The organism is Azospirillum sp. UENF 211521, assembly GCF_058780535.1.
In genome coordinates this window covers 3,010,556-3,034,357 of sequence record NZ_JBSNCF010000001.1, presented here as the reverse complement: position 1 = coordinate 3,034,357, position 23,802 = coordinate 3,010,556, and the positions used below count along the sequence as shown (strand labels likewise).

Here is a 23,802-nt window from a genome sequence, read left to right as displayed (position 1 = left end):
TTCCGATCCCTGCCACCAAAGAAGGTCACAGAAGAGGCGAGTCAGGCCGCGTGGTGCATCTCCCGGCCGTCCGGGCAGGGGCCGGTTTCGACCTGGACCGTGGCGTGGCCGATGCCGAAGCGTCCGCGCAGGGTGTCGACCAGATCGCGCAGCACCGCGTCCCGGTCGGTTCCCGGCGGCACCACGGCGTGCATGGTCAGCAGCGGCCGTTCCGCCGTCAGGGACCAGACATGGACGTGGTGGATGTCGGTGACCGCCGGAACCGCCTCGTGCAGGGCGCTGCGCAGCTCGTCCACGTCGATGCCGACCGGCGTGCCCTCCACCAGGATGTGGGCGCTCTGCCGCACCACCTCCCAGGCGCCGCGCAGGATCAGCAGGGCGACCAGCACCGACAGGATGGGATCGATGGGCGTCCAGCCGGTCGCCAGGATGATGCCCGCCGCCGCGACCGCCGCCACCGAGCCGAGCAGATCGCCCAGCACATGCAGGGCAGCACCGCGGACGTTCAGGTTCCCGCGGTCGCCGCGGTGCAAAATCCAGAAGCCGACGAGATTGCCCAGACCGCCCAGCACCGCCACCGCCATCATGGTGCCGCCGAGCACCGGCTGGGGCTCCATCAGCCGCTGCGCCGCCTCCCACAGGATCCAGGCGGAGAGCAGGAACAGGCTGAGACCGTTGACGAAGGCGGCGAGGACCTGGAGCCGGTGGTAGCCGAAGCTGCGCCGCCGGTCGGACGGGCGCCGCCCCAGCCGGAAGGCCAGCCAGGCGAGCGCCAGCGCCGCCGCGTCGGTCAGCATGTGCCCGGCGTCGGCCAGCAGGGCGAGCGACCCGGACAGCACGCCGCCCACCACCTCCACCACCATCAGGCTGGCGGTCATCAGCAGGACCAGCAGGATCCGCCGCTCGCTGTCCGCCGTCACCGTCGCGGTGTGGGAATGCCCGTGGCCGTGATCGTGCCCGCGGTCATGCCCACGCCCGTCTCCGTGCCCATGATCGTGATCATGATGCCTGTGGTCGTGGCGATGGGCGCCGTTGCCCCGCGGTCCCTGAGTCACTGGCCTGCCCCTTCGCGGTCATGCTTGGATTAGGACGACGGCGCCAGGATAGGACCGATGCTGCACCGCCGTCACGGCGTTTCCAGCCATGGCGATTTCGCTGCCCATCGCACCGGCGCCTCGTGCTAGAGAATGCCTCCGACACGACACGTCACCCCACTTCACAGCAGACGGGACCCGGCCGGCCATGACCCCCAGGCAAGCCCTCCAGCAGCGCCTCGCCGCCCTGGACGCGCATCTCCGCGCGGAAAACCCGAACCTTCTCCCGGTCATTCCGACCTTCCGCAATTTCGACCGGGTGCTGGTCCGGCTGGGCCTGCTGGGGCCGCACGAGTCGTTGACCACGCGCATTCCCTGGTGGCCGATGATCGCGGTGCTGGGGACCTTCTCCGCGGGCAAGTCCACCTTCCTCAACGGCTATCTCGGCGCGCCGCTGCAGAACACCGGCAACCAGGCGGTGGACGACAAGTTCACGGTGATCTGCCACGGTCAGGAGACCCGGCGCGAGGCCCTGCCGGGCACCGCGCTGAACGCCGACCCGCGCTTTCCCTTCTACCGGATCGCCGACGAGATCGAGAAGGTCGCGGCGGGTGAGGGCAAGCGCATCGACAACTACCTGCAGCTCAAGACGCTGTCCGGCGACCGGGCGCGCGGCAAGATCTTTATCGACTCGCCGGGCTTCGACGCCGACGACCAGCGCCGCTCGGTGCTGCGGCTGGTCGACCACATCGTCGAGCTGTCCGACCTCGTGCTGGTCTTCTTCGACGGGCGTCACCCGGAGCCGGGGGCGATGCAGGACACGCTGAAGCATCTGGTGGCCAAGACGGTGGACCGCGCCGACGCGCGCAAGGTCTGCTACATCCTGAACCAGATCGACACCACGGCGAAGGAAGACAATCTGGAGGCGGTGTTCGGCGCCTGGCAGCGCGCCATCGCCCAGGCCGGGCTGGTGTCGGGCCGTTTTTACGCGCTCTACGACAGCAAGTCGGCGGTCGCCATCGCCGACGACGCGGTGCGCGCCCGCTACGAGGCGCGGCGCGACTCCGACCTCGCCGAACTCCAGGTGCGCATCAACGAGGTGGAGGTCGCCCGCGCCTACCGCATCGTCGGCATGATCGACAGCCTCGTGAAGGAGCTGAAGGGCGAGATCGTCCCGCAGCTCGCCGCGGCGATGAAGCGCTGGCGCAAGCTGGTGCTGATCGGCGACGCGGTGTGGCTGGCCCTGCTCGCCCTGCTGTTCGGCGGGATCGCCAGCCTCGCCGGCGGCGACACGGTGTCTGCGTTCCTGACTTGGCTGACCCAGTCGCAGCCGGCCTGGGCCGGCGGCCTGCCGGTCGGGGTTCTGGCGGCGCTGGTGGTGCTGGGCGGCCTGTTCGGCGCGGGGCATTTCTGGCTGCGCTCCTTCATGGCCAAGCGGGTCGCCCGCAGCCTGCCGGAGCGCTACGGCGACGTCGACCTGAACCTCCAGCAGGGCTTCCTGCGCAACACCCGCTTCTTCCGCTCGATCTTCCGCAAGAGGCCGGCGGGCTGGAGCGGCGGCGCCGAGAAGCGCATCTTCTCCATCCGCGAGGCGGTGGCGGAGCATGTCCAGCGCATCAACGACCTGTTCACCGACCCCGCCGGGCGGCGCAACCGCGCCCCGGCGGAGTGAGCGGGCGGCCGCGGAAGAGGGGCGGGGCGATGGCGGGGCGGCGGTGTCTCCTGGCCATGCTCCTGCTGCTGGCGGCGGCCGGTCCCGTCCGGGCGGCCCCGCTCGATTCGGCGCCCCTCGGCCCGGCCCCCCTTGGCCCGGCCCTGGATCTGGTCACCGGCAACGACTTCGCCCCTTTCACCGGGGAGGACCTGCCGGAGGGCGGCCTGCTGACCGACATCGTGCGCCGCGCTTTCGGCGAGGTCGGGCTGCGCTACGAGGTGCGCTTCATGCCCTGGCGCCGCGGCTACGACGGCGTGCTGGCGGGCAAGTTCCTCGGCACTTTCCCCTATGTGCGCACGCCGGACCGCGCCATGGAGATGCTGTTCTCCGACCCGCTGCTGGAAGTGCGCCAACTCGTCTACCTGTCCGCCCACAGCGGCATGGACTTCCGTGAGCCGGGGGACTTCCGGGGCCGCACGGTCTGCGCGCCGGTCGGCTACGCCCTGCCGCCGGAACTGGCGGAGCTGGCCGCGGCGGGCGCGCTGGCGCGGGAAAGCCCGGCGGACCTGCCGGCCTGCGTGCGGATGGTCGCCTCCGGCCGGGTGGACGCCTTCGTCATCGACGAGTTCACTGGGCGCAGCGCGGTGGCGAAGGCGGCGGCCGGGGAGGAGATCCGCATCGCCCCCTTGCCCTATGCCCGCGCCGGGCAGCACCTGATTCTCTCCCGTTCGTTGCCGGAAGCGGCGGCGATCCTGGCCGCCTTCAACGCCGGATTGAAGAAGCTGAAGGACGGCGGCGCCTTCGAGGAGATTCTGCGCCGTCATCTGTCCGCCGCGCCGTGAGGCGTTTGGCGCCGAAGGGGGCAGAACACGCCGAATGGCCGTAACGTTTGCGCCATGCGGCATTGCCAGCGCGACGCAAAGTGCTATAAACGCGCGGACTCGATCTTGGAAAAGGGGCGTGGCCCGTGGCCATCGACGCTTCCGTTCTGGTCCTGAACGGACCGAACCTGAACATGCTGGGCGTGCGCGAACCGCACATTTATGGCTCCATGACTCTCGATGATCTGGAAGGCGCGTGCCAGGAACGCGCCGAACAGCTCGGGCTGGCCATCGACTTCCGGCAGTCGAACCACGAGGGCGAACTCGTTTCCTGGATTCAGCAGGCGCGGACGGAGCATGACGGCATCGTCATCAACGCCGGCGCCTACAGCCACACCTCCGTCGCCATCATGGACGCGCTGATCCTGTCCGAGCTGCCGATCGTCGAGGTGCATCTCTCCAACATCTACAAGCGTGAGGCCATCCGCCACCACTCGCACATTTCCGCGGTGGCCAAGGGGATGATCTGCGGCTTCGGCCCTCACGGGTATCTGCTGGCGCTGGACGCCATGGCGAATATCCTCGAGCGCGACTAAGGAACACGGGAAAAACGAACACCATGGCAAGCTTCGACATCGACGGCGATCTGGTCCGCAAGCTGGCGGATCTCCTGCGTGAGACGGGCTTGAGCGAGATCGAGTTTGCCGAGGGCGAGAAGCGGATCCGCGTCACCCGCCCGACGGCCGCCCAGGCGGTGGCCGTGCACGCTCCGGTCGCCGCTCCCGCTCCGGTCGCCGCTGCGGCCGCCGCCCCGGCGGGCAAGCCCGCCAGCCATCCCGGCGCCGTCACCTCGCCGATGGTCGGCACGGCCTACGCCGCCGCCGAGCCGGGCGGTACGCCCTTCGTGCGCGTCGGCGACACGGTGAAGGCCGGCCAGACCGTCCTCATCATCGAGGCGATGAAGGTCATGAACCCCATCAAGGCCCCGCGGGGCGGCACGGTTGTCGAGATCCTGATCTCCGACAGCCAGCCGGTGGAGTTCGGCGAAGTCCTTATGATCATCGAGTGAGCGGGGATCATCCCTTGGCGATGTTCGAGAAGGTCCTGATCGCGAACCGCGGTGAGATTGCTCTGCGCATCCACCGCGCCTGCCGCGAGATGGGAATCCAGACCGTGGCGGTGCATTCCACCGCCGACGCCGACGCCATGCACGTCCGCCTCGCGGACGAGAGCGTGTGCATCGGCCCTGCGTCGGCCCGCGAAAGCTACCTGAACATTCCGGCGATCCTGTCGGCGGCGTCGATCACCGGGGCGGACGCGATCCATCCCGGCATCGGTTTCCTGTCGGAGAACGCCCAGTTCGCGGAGATGGTGGAGGAGCACGGCTTCACCTTCATCGGCCCGACCGCGGAGCACATCCGCATCATGGGCGACAAGGTCACCGCCAAGAAGACGGTGATGGAGCAGGGGCTGCCCGTGGTCCCCGGTTCCGACGGCCCGGTGCCGACGCTGGAAGAGGCGGAGAAGATCGGCCGCGAGACCGGCTATCCGATCCTCATCAAGGCGGCGGCGGGCGGCGGCGGCAAGGGCATGAAGGTCGCCCGCAACCCCGACCAGCTCAAGGAAGCCTACCAGCTCGCCCGTGGCGAGGCGCGCGCCGCCTTCGGCAACGACGAGGTCTACATCGAGAAGTATCTCGGCAAGCCCCGGCACATCGAGATCCAGCTTCTCGGCGACGAGCACGGCAACTGCGTGCATTTCGGCGAGCGCGACTGCTCCGTCCAGCGCCGTCACCAGAAGGTCATCGAGGAGGCCCCGTCGCCGGCCCTGAACGCCGAGCAGCGCGCCTTCATCGGCGATCTGGCGGCCAAGACGGCGGCGGCCATCGGCTATCGCGGCGTCGGCACGATGGAGTTCCTGTTCGAGGACGGGCAGTTCTACTTCATCGAGATGAACACCCGCCTGCAGGTCGAGCACACGATCACCGAGATGATCACCGGCATCGATCTGGTGCGCGAGCAGATCCGCGTGGCGACCGGCGCCCCGCTCGGCTACGGCCAGGCGGACATCCGCTTCCAGGGCCATTCGATCGAGTGCCGCGTGAACGCGGAGCATCCGGAGACCTTCATCCCGTCGCCGGGGAAGATTGACGGCTATCACGCGCCGGGCGGCCTGGGCGTGCGCGTCGACTCGGCGCTCTACGACGGCTACCGCATCCCGCCGCATTACGACAGCCTGATCGCCAAGCTGGTCGTCCACGGCACCACCCGCAACGAGTGCCTGATGCGGCTGCGCCGGACGATCGAGGAGTATGTGATCGGCGGCGTCGACACCACGCTGCCCCTGCACCAGCGCATCATCGCGCAGCAGGCCTTCATCGACGGCAACTACGACATCCACTGGCTCGAACAGCTGATGGGCATGAAGAAGTAAGCCGTCGAACGGTTCACCGAGCGGGTCAATGAAAAGAGCCCTTCTTCCCAATGGGGAGGAAGGGCTCTTTTCGTTCGTGTGAGTGCGGGCTTCTCGGACGGCAAGGTCTTCACGGATTTCACCGACCTGAGCACGGAGTTCACGGATTTTTATATCCGTGCCCAGTGTGGTCCTGGTCGATCAGCGCGCGCTGAGCAAGCCCAAAGAAATCCGTGTTATCCGTGCCTGAATCCGTGAAATCCGTGGAAACCCTGTTGCCCGCAAGAATCCTCCCCCGTCACGGCGCCGCGGTCAGCAGCGCGTCGCGGCGGCAGCGGTCGACCACCTTGGCGCCGCAGGGCATGAAGGACAGGTCCTTGTTCAGGCACAGCCGCACTTCCGCCACGTCGCGCTTGGAGCAGACCAGCGCCACCGACTCCGGCTCCAGCCCGGGATTGGCCTGGACGAACAGGCGTTCCACCTGGGTCGCCGGGATCGACAGGTCGGGCTTCGGGGCCTGGAGCGCCTCCGGAATCTTAACCTTGGCGAAGGCCTTGCGGACCTGCGCGAAATAGTCGGTGACGGGCAGGCCGCTGCAGGTGCCATGCTTCGTCCATTGGTGCACGATCAGCCCGACGCTGGGCATCACCGGCATGGTGGCGTCGACCACGGCGCGAGGGACCGTGCGGTCGCGGGTGCAGGTGGCCGGGTAGCCGCCGTTGCTGTATTGCGGCCACAGGCCGTGGACGACGAAGCCGAACTTGCGCTCCACCCCGCACTGGTCGGGATCGGCGTCGCCCTGATTCTTGGCGCAGTGGGTGGGCGACCAGGACAAGCTGAGCACATAATAATCGAAGGTGCCGGGCTCCGCCTTGCGCTGCGCCCATGACGCGCCGGTCATTGAGAGAAACGCAACCACAGCGACGGTGGTGGCCGACAGAACCGTCTTCATGCTGGAATTCCTTCCAAGGGAACGCTCACGCGTTGCATACCATGGTGGGAGCCACCTGTCGCGCGGAAGTGGTGCGCTGAGATAACGTTGCGGGGGCGAGGGGGCGAGCGGCTATAGTGTCGGCGATGATCGAACTGTCCGCATCGCTGCTTCTGCGCGCCTACGCCGCCGGTATTTTCCCGATGGCGGAGAACGCCGACTCCGAGGAGCTGTACTGGTTCGATCCGGAGCGGCGCGGCGTCCTGCCGCTGGAGGGTTTCCACGTCCCGCGAAAGCTGCGCAAGACCGTGCGGCGCGGCCCGTTCGACCTGCGCTTCGACACGGCCTTCCGCGCGGTGATCGAAGCCTGCGCGGAGCCGACGGCGGACCGCCCCAAGACCTGGATCAACGGCGACATCCTGCGGCTCTACACCGAACTGCACGAGCGCGGCTGCGCCCACAGCGTGGAGTGCTGGAGCGGGGGCCAGCTCGTCGGCGGTCTGTACGGCGTCGCGCTGGGCGGCGCCTTCTTCGGGGAAAGCATGTTCAGCCGCGTCACCGACGCCAGCAAGGTGGCGCTGGTGCATCTGGTCGCCCGGCTGCGGGCGGCGGGCTACACGCTTCTGGACGCGCAGTTCGTGACGGAGCATCTGAGCCAGTTCGGCGCCGTGGAAATCCCGCGTTCCGAGTACCGCCGCCGGCTGGCCGCCGCCCTGGCGGTGCCGACCGACTTCGGCGGCGTCGATCAGGAGGCGGCCGTCACGGCGCTGTTCGGCACGGAGGTCTGAGGGCGGGGCGCTGCGCTTGCGTCAGTCCCCCTCGCAGGACAGCACCCATACGTCGTAGATCGGGTGCTCCATCGCCGACAGGGCGGGGCTGGAGGAGAACATCCAGCCGCTGAACACCGGCTCCGCCTGCTCACCGGGCTTGTTCTCGATCACTTCCAGGAAGGCCGCGGTCTCCGGCGTCTCGATCGGCGGGTTCTCCTTGCAGGCGCGCAGGGTGATGCGCAGGCTGCCGAGCGCCTTGGTCTCGCCGACCGCGATGGTGAAGGTGGAGGTGCGGGCGGTGATCTTGTCCAGCCCCTGCAGCTTGGCGGCGGGGCGGCTGACCATCTCCTCCGGCACCGGGGCGGCGCTGGCCGGGCCACTGGTCAGGCCAAGCAGGCTCAGGACCGGAAGGCAGAGCAGCGCGGCCGCCAGGGCCGCGCCGCGAAGGCTTTTCGGAGTCGTCGTCACTGGGATCGTCGTCACTGGGGATCGCTTCCGTGATGTCGAACGGCGTGGGCCGAAACCCGACAGCCTTCTAGCCCGGAAGCGTCTCCCCGTCTACTCCGTGAACCGCTTTGCCGGGTTCGCTTACTGGGTGATGCTGCCGCTGGGGCGGGTGCCGCCGTAGGGAGCGTTGGGAGTCGACGGACCGGCGGTGCCCTCCTTCTCCTCGACCTTCTGGGTGGCGGTGCCGCCCGCAGCGCCCGCGGCGCCGCCGACCACCGCGCCGACCGGCCCACCGACCACGGCGCCCGCCGCAGCCCCGCCCAGAGCGCCGCTGGCGGCCTTCTCCTCGGTGTTCACGCCGCAGGCGGCGGCGAGCAGGGCGAGGCCGAGAACCAGGAAACGGGCTTTCATCGCTGATCTCCTTTGATGAGTGTGCCGTGGTGGGTCTGCGGAGGGAAACGCCAGCGTGGCCGCGGCTGTTCCGAAGGAGGCCGGGGAAAAGTGGGTGGGCAAACGAAAAAAGGGGCCGCGAGGCCCCTTCGTTCGTCGTTTCCGTGTGCGGCGCCTACAGCTTGGGCGGCTCGCCGCCCTCCTGGCCGGGCTTGCTCATGTTCTGCAGCGAGAAGATGACCTGGCCCAGGAGCTGCTCGATGCCGGGGGTGCTCTGCGTGTATTCGACGCGGCCGTCCGGCTTCAGCATGTCCTCCTCGCCGCCCGGCTCCAGCGACAGGAACTTGCCGCCCAGCAGGCTTTCCGAGGCGATGACCGCGGCGGTGTCCTTGGGCAGCTTGATGTCCGGGTGGATCGACATGTGCACGACCGCCTGATAGCTCTTCGGGTCGAGCGTCAGTTCGGTGACCGATCCCACCTTCACGCCGCTGATCCGCACGTCCGCCCCGCTCTGCAGGCCGGAGATGCTGGTGAAATTGGCGGTGAGGGCGTAGCCGTTCACCTTGCGCAAATCGGCGCTGGTGTAGGCGAAAGCCAGAAAAAAGCCGGCCACGGCGAGGACGACCCCGCCGAGCACGGTTTCAATCACATTGCGGCGCATGAGAAATTCCTAAGGGACCGCTCGGGCGTCTCAGCCCGGAGTCCAGGGTTCGTAATCGCCGGTGGCGCGCACGCGCTGCCCGCCCGCATACTGGTGCCCGGGCGGCCGGTAGGCCTGCAGCGAGCCGGACAGGTTCGGCAGATGCTCCTTCTGCCACGGCTTGTGGAAGGCGCTGTTGCCTTCCGGCAGCGGCTCCTTCGTGGTGTGGTGGAGCCAGGAATGCCATTCCGGCGGCACCTTGGAGGCATCCGGCTCGCCGGCATAGATCACCCAGCGGCGTTCCTTGACGCCGGCGATCGCGCTCGGGGAGCGGTAATAGGTGTTGCCGAAGCGGTCGGTGCCGACCTTGTTGCCCCGGCGCCAGGTGACAAACCGGATGTGGATGTTCGCCATCCAGGTGATCAGGGAGATCTTCTCGCTCATCGTCGCTCGCGGTCGGTAAGCCATTCGGCCGGACGGGCTGGCCGGTTAAACGCGGGCGGCACTATGACACCCCCGGCCACGCGCGTCCACTGACTCCGCAACGTCTTTTCCCGCCTGACGGATTTGCCGTCAGGCGATGCGCCGGTCGGTCAGCAGCAGGCGCAGGGCGAAGCCCAGGAACAGCACCCCCGCGACACCGTCCAGCACCGCCCGCACCCGCGCGCTCGACAGGGCGCGGCGCGCGGCACCGGCGCTGAGCGCCGCCACCCCCAGCAGGTAGAGACCGCCGATGACGCCGAGGATCGCGCCGAGCAGGAAGATCTGCAACGCGACGTGGCCGAGCGCCGGTGCGACGAATTGCGGCACGAAGGCGAGATAGAAGAGGATGACCTTCGGATTCAGCAGGTTGGTCAGCAGGGCCTGGAGGAAGACGCGGTGCGCCGGAGCCGACTCGGGCTTGGCGGTAATGTCCTCCGCATCGCCGCGGCGGCCGAAGCCGGTCCGCAGGGCGCTCCACAGCGCCCGCCCGCCGATCCAGCCCAGATAGGCGCCGCCGGCGTAGCGCAGCACGTCGAACAGGGCCGGCGAGGCGGCGACCAGCGCCGAGATGCCGGCGGCGGCGAGCAGCGCGTGGATCAGGTTGCCCAGCGTGATGCCGGCGGTGGCGACCACCCCGGCGTTGCGCCCCTCCATCACGCTGCGCGACAGGACCAGCAGCGAATCCGGTCCCGGCGCCAGCGTCAGGACCAGCGCCGCGACGAGGTAGAGCTGAAGCAGATGCGGGTCGAGCGGCAGGGCCATGGGACTTTCTCCGTCAGTCGGGCCAGCGCCGGTGCAGCCAGAGCCATTCGGCGGGGCGCTCGCGAATCCATTGCTCCAACAGGGCGTTCAGGCGCTCCATCAAAATCCGCACATCAGCGTTGCGGTCGCCGCTGTTCGGCGGCTCCACCGGCGGCAGGACGGTGATGCGGAAGCGCGCGCCGTCCAGGCGCTCGGTCCGCGCCGGCACCAGCGGGATGCCCAGCCGCAGGGCGAGCTGCGCCGCCGCCGGGGCGGTCATGGCGTCGCGCCCGAAGAAGGGGACGGGCATGCCGTCGTTCAGCTTCTGGTCGATCAGCATGCCGACATGGCCGCCCTTGGTCAGCACGCGGATCAGCGTGCGGGCGCCCTCCGAGCCCTTGGGAATCTGCGTGCCGGAGGCGGCGCCGCGCAGCTTGGTCAGCAGGGCGTCGACATAGGGGTTGTTGGGCGCGCGGTAGACCAGACCCAGCTCCACGCCCATCTTGCGCGCGGTCACGGACTGGACCTCCCAGTTGGCGAAATGGCCGGAGACGAGGATGCCGGCCTTGCCGTCCTCGCGCAGGGCGTCGATGCGCTCCGCCCCGATCACCTCGGTCCGCCCGCCGGGGCCGTGTTCGCCGATGGCGTCGAGGTGCGGGTATTCCGCAATGACTCGGCCCAGATTGTCCCACATGCCGAGGATGATCGCGTCGATCTCCGCGCGGGACTTCTCGGGGAAGGCGCGCTCCAGGTTGCGGCGGGCGGTGCGGGTGCCGCGCAGGCGTGGGCCGACCGTCCGCCCGATCCAGCCGCCGAGCGCCGAGGCGCGGTCGAGGGGAAGGGCGCGGAACAGCCCGCAGAAGCCGTGGACAAGGACGGCCTCCAGCGGGTAGGCGACCCGGCGGGTCAGCCAGGACGCCAGGGGGCCGCGCGGCTTAGCCATGGGAAACTCCAGTCGGAAGCGCCGTCAGAAGAGGGGCGAGCAGGCGGTCGAGGGCGGCGGGCTCCTGCCAGACGGCGCGCACCGGCACCGCCCGGACCAGGGCGCGCAGAGGCTCCGGCAGGCGGACGATGTCCTTCACCGTGGTGACCGGCAGGGCGCCCAGCGCGTTGGCGCGGTCGACCAGGGCCATCACCTCCTCGGGGCGGTAGGGGTGGTGATCGGCGAAGGCGGCCCGCTCCACCACATGGGCGCCCAGCGCCTCCAGCGTCGCGAAGAATTTTTCGGGACGCCCGATGCCGGCGAAGGCGAGGACCGTCCGGCCAGCCAGGGCGCGCGCCTCCCCGACCGGTTCCAGCCGGGCGTGCAGGACGGGCAGGGCACCGGCGATGCGGCGCTCCACCCCGGCGCGGTCCTCGCCCAACACCACGACCGCCCCGGCGCGCGACAGGCCGCGCTCGACCGGCTCGCGCAGGGGGCCGGCGGGGATGAGATGGCCGTTGCCGAACCCCACCGCACCGTCCACCACGATCAGCGACAGGTCCTTGGCGAGGCCGGGATTCTGGAAGCCGTCGTCCATCACCAGGACGGCGGCGCCGGCGGCGACCGCCGCCCGCGCTCCGGCGGCGCGGTCGCGCGCCACCCAGCAGGGGCCGTGGGCGGCCAGCAGCAGCGCCTCGTCGCCCACCGCGGCGGAGTCGTGGGTGCCGAGATCGACGGCCAGCGGCCCACGCTCCCGCCCGCCATGACCGCGCGTGAGGAAGGCGGGGGCGAGGCCGCGGGCGCGCAGGTCCTCGGCGAGCGCGATGCAGACCGGCGTCTTGCCGGCCCCGCCCGCCACCAGATTGCCGACGCAGACCACCGGGGCGGCGGCGCGCTCCGGCTGTCCCGCCGCCATGCGCAGCCGTCCGGCCAGCCCGTAGAGCGCGCCCAGCGGGGCGAGCGCCCAGCCCAACGCCGCTCCGGCGGCTCCGCCGGACCCGTACCAGAAGCGGGGCGTCCTCATGCCGCGGGCCGGACGCGTCCGGCGCCGAGGACGGGGGCGAGTGCCACCAGCGCGCGGTCGACGATCCGCCGGTTGCCTTCGGTCACCGCGGCGGCGCCGGCGGCGACGCGGGCGCGGGCGTCCTCGTCGGCCAGCAGGCGCCCGACCGTGTCGGGCAGCGCCTCCGCATCGGCGACCGGCAGGGCGCCTCCGGCGGCTTCGAGCTGGGCGGTGATCTCGGCGAAATTCCACATGTGCGGGCCGTACAGCACGGCGCAGCCGAGCAGCGCCGGCTCCACCGGGTTCTGGCCGCCGTGCGGCACGAAGGAACCGCCCATGCAGACCACCGGGGCCAGCCGGTAGAACAGCCCCATCTCGCCCATCGTGTCGGCGATGTGCACGGCGTCGGCGGCGGCGGGCAGGGCGTCCTCGCTGCGCCGCGAGACGGTCAGGCCGCGCCCGCGCAGCAGCGCCGCGATGTCGGAGCCGCGGTGGGCGTGGCGGGGGATCAACAGGGTCAGCAGGCCGGGCAGGCGCTCGGCCAGCGCGTCATGCACCGCGGCGGCCAACTCGTCCTCGCCGGGATGGGTGCTGGCGAGCAGCCAGACCGGGCGTCCGGCGCAGGCCGCGCGCAGGGCCGCCAGGGCCGTGGGGTCGGCGGGCGGCGGCTCGGCGGAGAATTTCAGGTTGCCGACGCTGACGACGCCCCGGGCGCCGAGACGGCGCAGCCGGTCGGCGTCCTCCTCCGACTGGGCCAGCGTGACCTGGAAGGTGGAGAGCAGCGGCGTGATCAGGCCCGACGCGCAGCGCCAGCGGTTGAAGGAGCGCTCCGACATGCGCGCGTTGACCAGCGCCGCCGGGATGCCGCGCGCCCGCACGGCGCCGAGCAGGTTGGGCCAGATCTCCGATTCCGTCCACAGCACCAGGTCGGGGCGCCAATGGTCGAGAAAACGGTCCACCGCGCCCGGCAGGTCCACCGGCACATACTGGTGAAAGGCGCGCTCCGGCAGGCGGCGGGCCATCAGCTCCGCCGAGGTGACCGTGCCGGTGGTCATCAGGACCGTCAGGTCCGGCGCCGCGTCGAGCAGGCGGTCGATGAGGACGAGGACCGAGTTGGCTTCCCCCACGCTGGCCGCGTGAATCCAGGCGAGCCGTCCGGGCGGGCGCGGCCGCGCGGCCGTGCCGAAGCGTTCCTCCCGGCGGGCGGAGTCCTCCTTGCCGGCGGCCAGCCGCCGGTCGAGATACAGACGAACCGCCGGCCCGGCGAGGGTCGTCAGGCCGCGGTAGAGTGACTGAAGCATGCGGGTCGAAACGCCATCCGACAAAACCAACGCGGCCAAGTTTCCCGGCCGCGGTCCCCACCACTTTAGCACGGGGGGCTGTGGCAGAGGTAAGCCTTTGCGCTCGTGCCTGCCGGAAGGCTGACGGCCGTATGGGGCTCGCTCGCATACTAGGGTATGACGATTTTGCGACCCCTTATGATAATTTTGAAGCAATCCGCTGCTATCCTGATGGCGTAGAAACGTTGGCAGTTTCGAGGAAGGCGGGCAACGCGCCGGCCTCCAACATTTCAGGATGATAACGATCATGGCGGGCGTACAGGAACGTGACGGCCAGGAAAACCGGCTCCGGGCCTTCAGCATCACCGAAGCGGACATCGCGCGTCTGCGCGCCAACAGGGACTTCGCCCAGCACCGCCTCCCCCGGCTGCTGGAGCAGTGGCACGGCGCCTTCGCGGCCTGGCCGGAGATCCGCGACGCCCTGACCCTGCCGGACGTGCACGCCGCGCGCGTTGCCCACTGGAGCCGCGTGGTCGCGGGCGACCTGGGGCCGGGCTTCCTGGAATCCGCCCACCGGCTGGCCAAGGCCTTCTATGACCACGGTGTGCCGGGCTATGCGGTGGCCATCTGCCATCACACGGTGTCCAGCGGCATCGTCCGCGAATTGGGGCTCGACGCGGCGGCCGGTCAGCGGTCGCTGTTCGGAGCGAAGAAGGCGGCGGAGGCGGCGGCGCTGCGCGACACGCTGGGACGCGTCGCCTGGCTCGACCTCGAAGTGCTGCTGGAGACCTACGCGGCGGCCGAGCAGGAGAGCAAGCGCGCCATCCTGAGCCAGGTCGCCGACAGCCTGGAGGGCAGCGTCCGCGGCATCGCCGACAACACGGTGGCCGCGTCGGACGAGATGAAGGGCAACGCCCAGCGGATGGCGCAGATCGCCGCCACCACCAACCGCCAGTCGCTCGCCGTCGCCGCCGCCGCCGAGCAGGCGTCCGCCAACGTGCAGACGGTCGCCGCCGCGTCGGAGCAGCTCACCAGCTCGATCGCCGAGATCAGCCGTCAGGTCGCCCAGTCCTCGCAGATCGCCCGCGGCGCCGTGGCCGAGGCGGAGCGGACCAACGCAACGGTGAACGGGCTGGTCGACGCCGCGCAGAGGATCGGCGCGGTGCTCCAGCTCATCAACAGCATCGCCGGACAGACCAACCTGCTGGCGCTCAACGCGACCATCGAGGCGGCCCGCGCCGGCGAGGCCGGCAAGGGCTTCGCGGTCGTGGCGCAGGAGGTCAAGAACCTCGCCAACCAGACGGCCAAGGCGACGGAGGACATCTCCGCCCAGATCGTCAGCATCCAGGAGGTGGCGCGCGGCTCCGCCGAGGCGCTGAGCGGCATCGGCGCGACCATCGGCAGCATCAACGACATCGTCATCACCGTCTCCGCCGCGGTGGACCAGCAGACCGCCGCCACCCAGGAGATCGCCCGCAACGTCCAGGAGGCCGCCCGCGGCACCCGCAGCGTGACCGACACCATCGGGGCGGTGACCAGCGGGGCGGCCGAGACCGGCAGCCTCGCCGAGGAGGTGCTGGGCGCCGCCGGCAACCTGCACCGCGAGTCCGACCGCCTGCGCGAGAGCGTCAACCTGTTCATGCAGCGCATCCGCGCCGCGTGACCGGATGGAACCGGGCCGTCCGCGCGCCGGTCCGGCCCGGTTCCGGTCTCAGGTGAAGGGGCGCAGGTTCGCCAGGAACTGCTCGGCGGAGCGCCGCCAGGAGAAGTTCAGGGCGTAATCCCGGCACTGCTCCGGCGGGATGGTCAGGGCGCGCTCGATCGCTCCCTTCAGGTCCTCGTCGAGACAGCCTGCACCGGAGCCGTCGACCACGTCCAGGGGGCCGGGCACCGGATATGCGGCCACCGGCACGCCCGAGGCCAGCGCCTCCAGCAGCACCAGACCGAAAGTGTCGGTGCGCGACGGAAAGACGAAGACGTCCGCCGCCGCGTAATGCTCGGCCAGCTCCTCGCCATGGCGGGCGCCGGCCCAATGGACCTCCGGGTACTTTTGCTGAAGCTCCGCGCGGGCCGGGCCGTCGCCGACCACCACCTTGCTTCCCGGCAGGTCGAGCCGGAGGAAATCCTCCAGGTTCTTTTCCACCGCCACGCGCCCGACATAGAGGGCGATGGGGCGGGGCAGCGCCAGGAAGCCCTTGGCGCGGGGGCGGAACAGCGCGGTGTCGACGCCGCGCGTCCAGCGCCGGATGTTGGTGAAGCCGCGGGCGGCGAGGTCGCTCTCGATGGACGGGGTCGCCACCATCACCGCCGAGGACGGCCTGTGGAAGCGGCGCACCACCGCGTAGCTGAGGGCCAGCGGCACCGGCGCCCGGTCGCGCACATATTCGGGAAAGCGCGTGTGGTAGGCGGTGGTGAAGGGCCGGCCGTGGTGGAGGCAGTAGCGCCGGGCGGCGAAGCCCAGCGGCCCTTCGGTGGCGATGTGGATGCAGTCGGGGCGCAGCGCGTCGATCATCGCCGCCAGCCGCCGCCCCGCGCCCAGCGCCAGCCGGATCTCCGGGTAGGTGGGCATGGGCACCGTGCGGAAGCGGTCGGGGCCGATCACCTCCACCCGGTGGCCCATGGCCTCCAATTCCGAACGGACGGTGCCGATGGTGCGCACCACGCCGTTGACCTGGGGCAGCCAGGCGTCGGAGACGATCAGGATGTTCACGCCGCCTTCACAGTCTCCGGCTTCTCCTTGGCCGGGATGCGGGCGGGCAGCGTCGTGGCGGCGCGCCGGCGGATGTCCGCCGCCCAATCGATGATCTCCAGCCGGCCGCAGGGGTGCTCGACCAAGGCGGTGCAGGACTCGACCCAGTCGCCGTCGTTGCAATAGAGGATTCCTTCCATGTCGCGGATTTCCGCGGTGTGGATGTGGCCGCAGACAACGCCGTCCACCTTGCGGCGCCGGGCCTCGTCGCCGAGAGCGGTCTCGTAGTTGCCGATGAACTCGACCGCCGTTTTCGTCTTGTGCTTCAGGAAGGCGGACAATGACCAGTAGGGGAAGCCCAGCTTGCGGCGGACCCAGTTGAACAGCGTGTTGGCCTGGAGCAGGACCACGTAGGCGTTGTCGCCGATGAAGGCCAGCCAGCGCGCGTACTTCACCACCACGTCGAAGCGGTCGCCATGGGTGACCAGAAGCTGCCTGCCGTCGGCGGTGACGTGGATCATCTCCTCGACGACCTGGACGCCGCCGAACTGCAGGCCGGCGTAGTCGCGGGCGGCCTCGTCGTGGTTGCCGGGGATGTAATAGACCTGCACGCCCTTGCGCGCCCGGCGCAGGATCTTCTGCACCACGTCGTTGTGCGCCTGCGGCCAGTACCAGGTCTTGCGCAGCCGCCAGCCGTCCACGATGTCGCCGACGAGATAGAGATGGTCGGACTCGTTGTGCTTCAGGAAATCGAGAAGATACTCCGCCTTGCATCCCCGCGTGCCCAGATGGACGTCGGAGATCCAGATGCTGCGGTACTGCTTGACGTCGCGTGATGCGCTCATGCCCCGCTCCATCGCCATGTCGGCAAGGATTCGTTGAAACGTTTCCCGTATATCGGCGGGGCATTGTCTTGACAATGATTTCGAGTGTCCGCATCTGTTGGGGAATGTGATTTCGATAAGACTTCTTGCCGGCGTAACAAAGGCGCAAAATGACTTTATCAAAACTGAAACAGGATGGTCATATTGGGGGCTGGCGTGGCTGACGGGGCCGAATCGATGCCCGAGGCGTCCGGGCCGGCCGCGGCGCCCCGGCGGCGTCTTCTGGTCATCCACAACCCGGTGGCCGGCGCCCGGCGGGCGCGCCGTCTGGGTGCGGTGCTGGAACTGCCGGAGCAGCGCCACGGGGCGGCGGTGACGCTTCGGGCCACCGGCGGGCGGGGCGATGCGGAGGCGATGGCCCGCGCGGTGGCGCCCGGCGCCTTCGACGCGGTTATCGCGGCGGGTGGCGACGGCACCATCAACGAGGTGGTCAACGGGCTGGGCGCGAGCGGCGGTGGGGGCTCGGCGATTCCCTTGGGCATCGTGCCGCTGGGCACCGCCAACGTGCTCGCCCATGAGCTGGCCCTGCCCCTGGACGCGGAGGGCGCGGCGCGGGTGCTGGCGGAAGGGCGGCCGCTGCCGGTGCATCTGGGTGTGGCGAATGGCCGCGCCTTCGCCATGATGGCCGGCGCCGGCCTCGACGCCCGCGTCGTCGAGCGGGTGGACCCGCGGCTGAAGCGGCTGGTCGGCAAGGGCGCCTACGCGGTGGAAACGCTGGCCCGGATCGCCGCGGGCGGCGGCGGTCCCTATCGGGTGGCGGTGGACGGCGGGGAGCCGGTGGAGGTCGCCTCGGTGATCGTCGCCAAGGGGCATTTCTACGGGGGACGCTTCGTCTGCGCCCCCGACGCCCGGCTGGCCGACCCGTGGCTGTACGTCTGCCTGTTCCCGCGGTCGGGGCGGGGCAACGCCCTGCGCTACCTCTGGGGCGTCACCGCCGGCTGGCTGCCGCGATTCCCCGACTACCGCGTCCTGCCGGCCCGGCGGGTGGTCGTCGAAGGTCCGGCGGGGGAACCGGTGCAGGGCGACGGCGACGTGATCGCCCGCCTGCCGGTGGAGATCGCGCTGGCTCCCTGGATCTTGCCGGTGCTGGCGCTCTGAATGGTGTTTTAAGAGTCCGTTAAGGCGTCTCTTGGGAAAATTACTTGGGAACATTCAATAATTACTTCGGTCTCTAAGGATTAAGGCCGGGCAAGCCGGGCGGGACCGCAAGGGGGAAGTCATGTCCACGTCGATCAACGCCCTGTTTTCGGCCACCACGGCCAGCGCCACCGCGACCGCCACCAAATGGAAGCCCGCCGGCTCCGCCGCTGAGGCGGAGGGAAGCTGGAAATCGGCCTCCGACGCCGGTTCCTCAGCGGGTTCCGCGGCCTTGGCCGCCCTGAAGGGCGAGGACAGCGTGGAACTCAGCGGGCTGGCCAAGTCGCTGACCGGCGTGGCGGGGAAGGTTTTCGCGTCCATCGGCTCCAAGGGCCGCGCGATGCTGGAGGACTTCGTCAAGTCCGGCAAGATGACCGAGAAGGACGTGGCGCTGGGGCTGCGTCAGATGGCGACCAACGCCGTGAAGGACCGCTACGTGAACGAGCGGCCCCAGGACGAGGAGGACAAGGCCTGGGCGGAGAAGTCGGCGTTGGCCAGCAAGGCCTTCAACACCAAGACGGAGCGCATGGACAAGGCCATGTCGGCCTTCAACGAGGCGCGGACCGCGGCCTACGCCGCCTTCGAGAAGGATCAGGACGCCGCGGCGTTCCAGGCGGCGATGGCTCCGGCCAATGACCGCTTCAAGGCGGAGACGGCGGACATCGAGCGGGAGTTGCAGGAGGCCACCGGCGGCGACCTGTTGAAAGTCGATGGCAAGACCTTTGTGAACATGCGGGACAAGGGGGAGGACGAGTTCGAAAAACTCGATTTCGCGGGTGAAGTGGAAGGCGGGGAAGGCGGGCTGCTGGGGCCGGACAATGAGAAGGGAAAGGCCGCCGCCAAGCTCATGTATGATCTGGGCTTCAAGGCGACGCTCTACGCCAATGGCCTCGCGGAGTACGCCGCGGACGTGAACATCCCCGGCGTCGGGCGCGGCAAGGTCGACAAGAGCCAGCCGCTTCCCGAAGAGTATGAGCCATCCGCCAAGGCGGAGGCGGAGGCCGCCGGTCTGCCGCCGCCGCCCGCCACGGTGCTGACCACCGGCCAGACCCCGGGGCTCCAGGGATTCGCGAAGGTCATCCAGGACGCCCGCGACTCGCTGGACGCCACCTACACGGCCATGGCGAAGGAAGGCAAGGGGGTGAACTACGCGGACCCGTCCGGAAAGGACGTGGAACGTCTGTTCGGCGGCTTCGAGCGGCGCAGCCTCTACGCCATCGCCAGCAACAAAGACGGAACCTTCTCCAAGAACGAGCAGGAGGCGGCTCAGTCGATCATGGCCCGCCAGCAGAAGCAGGCGATGGACGGCGCCGACCCTCTCGGCACCGACAAGGCCGCCGCCTACCGCGCCGGGGTGAAGTTCCTCGACGAGGCCAGCCAGGAGGAGAAGGAGTCGGTCAACTGGTCGGTCCAGCGCGCCGCGCTGCAGTACAGCTACGAGAAGACGACGAAGGAGACCGGCGCGCCGATGGAGCGTCTGGGCAACGGCGGCGCGCTTGCTTCCGTGTTGAAGGACGCGCTGGAGGCCCAGGACGCGAAGGCCGCCGACGTGATGAAGAGCGTCGGTGGAAAGGCGATGGGCGGGGAGGGCACCGGCTATGTGTCCGATCTGAAGAGCCTGTCGCTGTTCCGCGACTTCCTGCCCAACCTGTCGGTGCGCGGCGCCGGCGGTCCGATGAGCGTGACGGTCTGATATCCCGTTCTTGCCACAGGCCGGCGGTGGCGCCAGCGGCTAATCCGATGGAGGTAGGGCCGCGGGCGGGATACGCTTGCGGCTCACCGTCGGCCGGCAAGGGAATGCGGATCATGAATGGGGATGGGATGCGGCTCCGGAGCGGGCGCGCCGCGCTGGCGCTTCTGGCGATGCTGTCCGTTGCAAGCCCGGCGCTGGCGGACAAGCCCGACTGGGCCGGCGGTCCCGGTGCAGGCCACGGTGGGGGCCATGGCGGCGGTCCTGGTGGAGGGCACGGCAAGGCGCAGGGCGAGACGCCGCGTGGTTCCCGCGGCGCGGTGTCGCGCGGCGAGGCGACGATCATCCGCGACTATTTCGTCGCCCATCCGGTCGGAACGACGGCCCTGCCGCCGGGGATCGCGAAGAAGCTGGCGCGCGGCCAGCCGCTGCCGCCGGGCATCGCCAAGAAAATGGCGCCGGTCGAGCTGCGCCAGCGGGTGCCGGTGTGCATGAACGGCTGGGAATGCATCCTGGCCGGCGCGGACATGCTGATCCTCGACGCCGTGCACGGCACCATCGCCGACATCGTCCGCGGCGTGGTTCGTTAACAGGGGGGGCCGCTGACAGGAACGGAGGCGCCCTGCGGCGCCTCGCCCGTCGCGGTCAGAGGCCGGCGATGGTCAGCCCGTCGATGCGGATGGTCGGGGCGTCCATGCCGAAGCGCAGTTCCAGGTCGCTGGCCGGCTCCAGGTTCAGGAACATCTCCTTCAGGTTGCCGGCGATGGTCAGTTCGGTGACCGGATAGGCGATCTGGCCGTTCTCGATCCAGTAACCAGCGGCACCCCGGCTGTAGTCGCCGGTCACCCCGTTGACGCCCGTCCCCATCAGCTCCGTCACGTAGAAGCCGTTGGGAATTTCGGCCAGCAGCTCCTCGCGGCTCTTGGCGCCCGGGGCCATGTAAACGTTGGCCGGGGCCGGACCCGGCGGGCCGGAGGTGCCGCGCGCCGCGTGACCGGTCGTCGACAGACCGAGCTGCCGGGCCGAGCGCAGGTCGAGCAGCCAGGTGGTCAGGTGCCCGTCCTCGATCAGGTTGCGGCGGGTGGTGGCGACGCCCTCCGCGTCGAAGGGGCGGGAGCGCAGGCCGCGCTTCACATGCGGGTCGTCGACGATGGTGATGCCGGCGGCGAAGATGCGCTGGCCCATCTTGTCCTTGAGGAAGCTGGTGCCGCGCGCGATGCTCGGCCCGCTGATCGAGCCGGTCAGATGGCCGAGCAGCCCGCGGGAGACGCGGGGATCGAACACCACCGGCACCTTGCAGCTCTTGACCCGGCGCGGGTTCAGGCGGCGGATGGCCCGCTCGCCGGCCTCGCGCCCGATCGACGCCGGATCGCGCAGGTCGGCGCCGTAGACCTTGCTGTCGTAATCGTAGTCGCGCTCCATCCCCGTGCCCGTCCCGGCGAGCACCGAGGCCGACAGCGACTGCCGCGACACCCCGTAACTGCCGGTGAAGCCGTTGGACGCGGCGATGGCGATGGTGGAGCGGCTCCACCCGGCGTCGGCGCCTTCGGAGTTGGTGACGCCCTCGACCGCCAGCGCGGCCTCCTCGGCGATGCGGGCGCGTTCGATCAGCAGTTCCGCCGACGGCTCCGACGGGTCGCACACGTCGAGGTCGGGCAGCGTGGTGTAGATCTGCTCCGGATCGGCGAGGCCGCAGAAGGGGTCCTCCGGCACCACGCGGGCCATGGCGACGGCGCGCTCCACCAACTCGTCCAGCGCCTTGGCGCTGCGGTCGGTGGAGGAGACGATGGCCTGCCGCTTGCCGATGAAGACGCGCAGCCCCAGGTCGCCCGACTCGGACCGCTCCAGCTTTTCCGTCTTGCCGAAACGCTGGCTCAGCGACAGGGAGGCGCTGTCGAACAGCACGGCGTCGGCGGAGTCGGCCCCGGCGCCCTTCGCCTTGCGGATCAGATCGTCCAGCAGGTTCAGAACGTCGGGCTGCGAGGTGGTCGAAACGGGCATTACGGTCTCCGCTAGGTCTCCGGCTTGTCTAGCAAATGGGAGCCCGGAGAAGAAGAGGAAGGGGCATATCGCCTCAGGTCCGGATTGCCCGCCGCGCAAATGCGGCGGCGCGCGGGGGGCTGGTGCCCGCCCGCGCGCCGCTCGTCATGCTCGCTTCAGGGTCAGGCCAGCCGGCTCTGAAGGCTGTTGCGGCCGGCGGTCGGCAGCTTCAGGGCGAAGGCGCCGTCGCCCAGCAGGGCCTGCACGCCGAGCAGCACCGTCCAGAACACCGGGAACTCCCAGCCGCCGCCCTGGGCCGAGAAGACCCAGCCGTTGCCGGTGTGCTGGAGCGTCGCGCCGATCAGGATCGGCAGCAGGGCCAGAGAAATCCAGCGGGTGAAGACGCCGGCCACCAGCAGCAGGCCGCCGCCGATCTCGCCGAGGATGACCAGATAGGCGAAGAGGCCGGGGTAGCCGAGGCTCTCGAAGTAGCCGACCGTGCCGGCGATGCCGAAGGTGAAGACCTTGAGGATCAGGCCGTGGGCGATGAACAGAAGGCCCAGGCTGACGCGCAGCAGGAAGGCGGCGTAGGGGGCGGTGCGGGTGTCGATGGCGGCGGTGTCGGCGTTCATGGCGTGGTCTCCTTGTCTCAGCGTGGTGCCCCGCGTCGGGGCCGTTGTCGTCTGAGGACAAGAATAGCGACGTCCGGGATCGGGATAATCCGCTTAATCATGCACTGATTGTTGCTTCAGAAAGAACGATATCTCACGCCCGGAAGGCGTTGGCCGGATCGTAGCGGGAGGGCAGGGCGAACAGGTCGGCGGTGGTGCCGGCGCCGTGGCGGCGCGCCTTGGACGGGCTGTCATAGACCACCAGAAGGGCGGGCGGGGCGCCGTCGCGGCGGACGCAGGCGATGCCCTCCGCGTGGTCGTCGCCCTTGCCGTAGGGGAGGTTCAGCAGAGGAACCAGCCGGTCGCGCGGGATGACGGTCTCGTGGGTGATCGACAGGGCGTCAGTCCAGCGCCACACGGCGACGGGACCGTCGAGGTCCATGGTCGGCCCGGCCAGGATGACCAGATCCTCGCCGTCGAGGGTCAGTTCGCGGATGCCCAGCCCGTCCAGATCGACGAAATGCTTGCGGTACTTCTCGCCGTTCGGCCCGATGGGGCGCAGCCGCAGGCGCTCCTCGACGTCCGGGTGATCCTCCACCGCCAGTTCCAGGATGCAGGCCCAGCCACGCAGCACCGGACCGCGCAGTCCCAGCCAGACCCGGTCGCCGTGGGCGGCCATGCCCTCCACGTCGAAGCCGTTCTCCTTGGCGGGCACCGCGATGAAGCGGGCCAGATGCTCGTCCTCCGCCAGCGCCTTGGTCAGCGCGTTGCCGCCCTTGCGGAACTTCAGGCAGCCGGCCACCCGCGTGCCGTCGCGGCGCACCGGGGTGAGGCGCCCGTCCGCCTCGCTGACCAGCGGGATGCGGCCGAGCAGGAAGCGGTTGGGGTCGCAGCGCACCTCGGTCAGCCGTTCCAGCGCCGTCTCGGTGCCGTTCTCGTCGCGCTCCGGCTTCTTGCGGGCCAGAGCGTGCGAGCCGGCGACCCACAGCCAGCCGCCGGCGATGGCCATGCCCTCGATGTCCGCCTCGTCCTCGCCCGGCTCCGTCACCGGCAGGGTGAAGACGTCCGCCAGGGGAAAGACGGCGTCCTCACGGTAGAGGGTGCCGCCCTCCTCGGCCATCATGCGGACGACCCGCGCCCCCTCGTCCGACGCCACGAACAGGGTGTCTCCCACCCGCTCCGCCACCGACAGGTCTCCGGCGGTCTCGCCGCCGTCGCGGAAGACCAGACGCACGGTGGCGATGGGTTGGGCGATGGGGCGGGCGATCTCGCTGGGCATGGCG

Annotated in this window: 25 protein-coding genes; 10 read left to right on the top strand and 15 right to left on the bottom strand. The window is 69.9% G+C overall.

Annotation, left to right across the window (positions count from 1 at the left end):
- Positions 1-41 precede the first annotated feature (41 nt).
- Entirely contained in the window at positions 42-1,055 is a 1,014-nt protein-coding gene (locus ACWPN5_RS14265; protein ID WP_145681555.1) for a cation diffusion facilitator family transporter, read from the bottom strand.
- 187 nt (positions 1,056-1,242) lie between these two features.
- On the opposite strand from ACWPN5_RS14265, the gene ACWPN5_RS14260 reads away from it, so the two are divergent.
- The 5 genes from ACWPN5_RS14260 (at position 1,243) to accC (ending at position 5,942) form a co-directional block, all read left to right on the top strand.
- Positions 1,243-2,706, top strand: coding sequence for a dynamin family protein (locus ACWPN5_RS14260; protein ID WP_492295948.1), 1,464 nt, complete (start codon positions 1,243-1,245; stop codon positions 2,704-2,706).
- Between the two features lie 56 nt (positions 2,707-2,762).
- Positions 2,763-3,530 (top strand): substrate-binding periplasmic protein, encoded by a 768-nt coding sequence (locus tag ACWPN5_RS14255; protein ID WP_247888168.1) that lies wholly within the window; start codon positions 2,763-2,765, stop codon positions 3,528-3,530.
- Positions 3,531-3,655: 125 nt separating this feature from the next.
- The gene (gene aroQ / locus ACWPN5_RS14250; RefSeq protein ID WP_014241158.1) at positions 3,656-4,105 is read left to right on the top strand and encodes a type II 3-dehydroquinate dehydratase; all 450 of its coding nucleotides are present in this window, start codon (positions 3,656-3,658) and stop codon (positions 4,103-4,105) included.
- A gap of 23 nt (positions 4,106-4,128) precedes the next feature.
- On the top strand, positions 4,129-4,578 hold the full coding sequence (gene accB / locus ACWPN5_RS14245) for an acetyl-CoA carboxylase biotin carboxyl carrier protein (protein ID WP_114859007.1): 450 nt from the start codon (positions 4,129-4,131) through the stop codon (positions 4,576-4,578).
- 20 nt (positions 4,579-4,598) lie between these two features.
- A complete protein-coding gene (accC, locus tag ACWPN5_RS14240; protein WP_014241156.1) occupies positions 4,599-5,942 on the top strand; it encodes an acetyl-CoA carboxylase biotin carboxylase subunit in 1,344 nt (447 codons plus the stop codon).
- A gap of 277 nt (positions 5,943-6,219) precedes the next feature.
- On the opposite strand, the gene ACWPN5_RS14235 is transcribed toward accC, so the two are convergent.
- Complete coding sequence (locus ACWPN5_RS14235) at positions 6,220-6,873, bottom strand: ribonuclease T2 family protein (RefSeq protein WP_492295945.1); 654 nt, start codon at positions 6,871-6,873, stop codon at positions 6,220-6,222.
- 125 nt (positions 6,874-6,998) lie between these two features.
- Between ACWPN5_RS14235 and aat the strand changes: the two genes are divergently transcribed.
- Positions 6,999-7,640, top strand: coding sequence for a leucyl/phenylalanyl-tRNA--protein transferase (gene aat, locus ACWPN5_RS14230; RefSeq protein WP_492295943.1), 642 nt, complete (start codon positions 6,999-7,001; stop codon positions 7,638-7,640).
- Between the two features lie 21 nt (positions 7,641-7,661).
- On the opposite strand, the gene ACWPN5_RS14225 is transcribed toward aat, so the two are convergent.
- From ACWPN5_RS14225 to ACWPN5_RS14190, 8 genes are all read right to left on the bottom strand, one after another.
- Entirely contained in the window at positions 7,662-8,105 is a 444-nt protein-coding gene (locus tag ACWPN5_RS14225) for a DUF2155 domain-containing protein (protein WP_492295941.1), read from the bottom strand.
- Positions 8,106-8,210: 105 nt separating this feature from the next.
- Positions 8,211-8,480 (bottom strand): YMGG-like glycine zipper-containing protein, encoded by a 270-nt coding sequence (locus tag ACWPN5_RS14220; protein WP_137114903.1) that lies wholly within the window; start codon positions 8,478-8,480, stop codon positions 8,211-8,213.
- Between the two features lie 154 nt (positions 8,481-8,634).
- Positions 8,635-9,120, bottom strand: a complete 486-nt coding sequence (gene mlaD, locus ACWPN5_RS14215) for an outer membrane lipid asymmetry maintenance protein MlaD (protein ID WP_014241151.1) — start codon at positions 9,118-9,120, stop codon at positions 8,635-8,637.
- Between the two features lie 30 nt (positions 9,121-9,150).
- Positions 9,151-9,543 carry an NADH:ubiquinone oxidoreductase subunit NDUFA12 gene (locus ACWPN5_RS14210; RefSeq protein ID WP_038526645.1) on the bottom strand — a complete coding sequence of 131 codons (393 nt, stop codon included), beginning with the start codon at positions 9,541-9,543 and terminating at the stop codon, positions 9,151-9,153.
- Positions 9,544-9,672: 129 nt separating this feature from the next.
- Positions 9,673-10,344 carry a LysE family translocator gene (locus ACWPN5_RS14205; protein WP_200477543.1) on the bottom strand — a complete coding sequence of 224 codons (672 nt, stop codon included), beginning with the start codon at positions 10,342-10,344 and terminating at the stop codon, positions 9,673-9,675.
- Positions 10,345-10,357: 13 nt separating this feature from the next.
- Complete coding sequence (locus tag ACWPN5_RS14200) at positions 10,358-11,266, bottom strand: lipid A biosynthesis lauroyl acyltransferase (RefSeq protein WP_492295937.1); 909 nt, start codon at positions 11,264-11,266, stop codon at positions 10,358-10,360.
- Positions 11,259-12,269, bottom strand: coding sequence for a tetraacyldisaccharide 4'-kinase (gene lpxK / locus ACWPN5_RS14195; protein WP_492295935.1), 1,011 nt, complete (start codon positions 12,267-12,269; stop codon positions 11,259-11,261). Before lpxK ends, ACWPN5_RS14200 begins: the two co-directional genes overlap by 8 nt.
- Positions 12,266-13,549, bottom strand: a complete 1,284-nt coding sequence (locus ACWPN5_RS14190) for a 3-deoxy-D-manno-octulosonic acid transferase (protein ID WP_145681563.1) — start codon at positions 13,547-13,549, stop codon at positions 12,266-12,268. Before ACWPN5_RS14190 ends, lpxK begins: the two co-directional genes overlap by 4 nt.
- Before the next feature lie 286 nt (positions 13,550-13,835).
- Between ACWPN5_RS14190 and ACWPN5_RS14185 the strand changes: the two genes are divergently transcribed.
- Positions 13,836-15,191 carry a methyl-accepting chemotaxis protein gene (locus tag ACWPN5_RS14185; RefSeq protein ID WP_492295933.1) on the top strand — a complete coding sequence of 452 codons (1,356 nt, stop codon included), beginning with the start codon at positions 13,836-13,838 and terminating at the stop codon, positions 15,189-15,191.
- 48 nt (positions 15,192-15,239) lie between these two features.
- Here ACWPN5_RS14185 and ACWPN5_RS14180 read toward each other — a convergent pair whose 3' ends face one another.
- Positions 15,240-16,238 (bottom strand): glycosyltransferase family 4 protein, encoded by a 999-nt coding sequence (locus ACWPN5_RS14180; protein WP_492295931.1) that lies wholly within the window; start codon positions 16,236-16,238, stop codon positions 15,240-15,242.
- Positions 16,235-17,062: a UDP-2,3-diacylglucosamine diphosphatase gene (locus ACWPN5_RS14175; RefSeq protein WP_200477548.1), complete on the bottom strand. Its 828-nt coding sequence runs from the start codon at positions 17,060-17,062 to the stop codon at positions 16,235-16,237. The genes ACWPN5_RS14180 and ACWPN5_RS14175 overlap by 4 nt, the downstream gene beginning before the upstream one ends.
- A 216-nt stretch (positions 17,063-17,278) precedes the next feature.
- Here ACWPN5_RS14175 and ACWPN5_RS14170 point away from each other — a divergent pair, with 216 nt between their 5' ends.
- The 3 genes from ACWPN5_RS14170 (at position 17,279) to ACWPN5_RS14160 (ending at position 20,518) form a co-directional block, all read left to right on the top strand.
- Positions 17,279-18,199 carry a diacylglycerol/lipid kinase family protein gene (locus ACWPN5_RS14170; RefSeq protein WP_492295928.1) on the top strand — a complete coding sequence of 307 codons (921 nt, stop codon included), beginning with the start codon at positions 17,279-17,281 and terminating at the stop codon, positions 18,197-18,199.
- Between the two features lie 121 nt (positions 18,200-18,320).
- Positions 18,321-19,931, top strand: a complete 1,611-nt coding sequence (locus ACWPN5_RS14165) for a hypothetical protein (protein ID WP_200477550.1) — start codon at positions 18,321-18,323, stop codon at positions 19,929-19,931.
- Between the two features lie 113 nt (positions 19,932-20,044).
- Positions 20,045-20,518 carry an anti-virulence regulator CigR family protein gene (locus ACWPN5_RS14160; RefSeq protein WP_145681567.1) on the top strand — a complete coding sequence of 158 codons (474 nt, stop codon included), beginning with the start codon at positions 20,045-20,047 and terminating at the stop codon, positions 20,516-20,518.
- A 55-nt stretch (positions 20,519-20,573) separates the two neighbouring features.
- Here ACWPN5_RS14160 and ACWPN5_RS14155 read toward each other — a convergent pair whose 3' ends face one another.
- The 3 genes from ACWPN5_RS14155 to ACWPN5_RS14145 form a co-directional block, all read right to left on the bottom strand.
- Positions 20,574-21,929 carry a TldD/PmbA family protein gene (locus ACWPN5_RS14155; protein ID WP_492295925.1) on the bottom strand — a complete coding sequence of 452 codons (1,356 nt, stop codon included), beginning with the start codon at positions 21,927-21,929 and terminating at the stop codon, positions 20,574-20,576.
- 161 nt (positions 21,930-22,090) lie between these two features.
- Entirely contained in the window at positions 22,091-22,540 is a 450-nt protein-coding gene (locus tag ACWPN5_RS14150; protein WP_200477553.1) for a DoxX family protein, read from the bottom strand.
- Between the two features lie 133 nt (positions 22,541-22,673).
- Positions 22,674-23,798, bottom strand: coding sequence for a DUF3616 domain-containing protein (locus ACWPN5_RS14145; RefSeq protein ID WP_492295923.1), 1,125 nt, complete (start codon positions 23,796-23,798; stop codon positions 22,674-22,676).
- Positions 23,799-23,802 lie beyond the last annotated feature (4 nt).